The 1,228-nt window shown below is 45.7% G+C and carries 1 protein-coding gene; it reads right to left on the bottom strand.

What is annotated here, in order from left to right; genetic code table 11:
* A partial coding sequence (locus ACS8FD_RS15395) for a DNA topoisomerase (protein WP_439276489.1) occupies nucleotides 1-1,228 on the bottom strand: 1,228 nt, incomplete at both ends.

Genomic DNA, 1,228 nt, shown 5'->3' with positions numbered 1-1,228 from the left:
CTGCTCTTTTTTCTTACGTGACCAGCGCAAAATCGTTGGATTACCATCAGGATCCTCATCTGGTCCTTCAAACAGGTACTGAAACTTGTCTTCCATTTTGTCTTTGACTGCGCGTAGCTCAGCAAGCTTTGGCGCACGCGTCTCGCGTACTTTTGGGAACTTAGATGCTGCTAAGAACATCCCAGCCGCCCCCTCACGCAAAATGAAATAATCATCATGCTTGGTCGATTTGAGCTCCGGCATATGAATTGGGTCCATACGCGGCGGTGCCGCTTCTCCCGTTTTGAGCACTTTACGCGTGTTATCACATTTTTGACAAGCAAAGTAAGGACCAAAACGTCCCGTCTTTAATTCCATCTGCCCATCACACTTATTACAGTCGATGGTTGGCGCATCTGAGCCCGGTACTTCAAACTTACCTTCTTCTAGGATATAGCCGTCGCAATCAGGATTATTGCCGCAGATATGTAGCTTGAGACCGCCATCGACGATATAACCGTTCATGGCTGTACCACACTTCGGGCAGCGCTTTTTTTCCATCAAATCTTTGACTTCGGCCGCTTCATCGTCACCTTCGGCATCATCAAGATTAGCAAAAGCTTCGACTGGCATTAAGTTTTTTGTACCTTTACAGCGCTCCTTAGGGGGTAAGTTGTAGCCAGTACAACCTAAGAACACACCCGTTGAGCCCGTGCGCAGTTGCATCGGACGATCGCAAATATCACAGTGTACATCTGGTACATCCGTCGGATCATTAGGACGCATACCATCTTTATCTTTGGCATGTTCAAGTTTGGTCTTAAAGTCACCATAGAAGTTGTCTAACACATCTTTCCAGTCTTGATCGCCTTCTGCGACATGGTCAAGCTTATCTTCTAATGCTGCGGTAAAGGTATAATCCATCAAGTCTGGGAAGCTTGCTGTCAATCTGTCGGTGACGATATCACCCATCTTTTCGGCAAATAAACGCTTGTTTTCTAATTTGACGTAACCGCGATCTTGAATGGTTGAGATAATTGAGGCATAAGTCGATGGACGTCCGATACCTTTTTTCTCAAGCTCTTTAACGAGACTTGCTTCAGTATAACGCGGTGGTGGCTTAGTAAAATGTTGGCTTGGATCAAGCTTATCTAAGGTGAGCTGATCGCCTTTTTTGACATCGGGTAACAAAGTATCGTCAGTTTTAGCTGGTGGCATCACTTTAGTATAACCATCAAAGGTCATGGTG

The sequence above is a fragment of the Psychrobacter sp. 1U2 genome, from assembly GCF_051847575.1.
The sequence above is the reverse complement of the archived record's forward strand: the minus strand, read 5'-3'. Positions and strand labels throughout refer to the sequence as shown.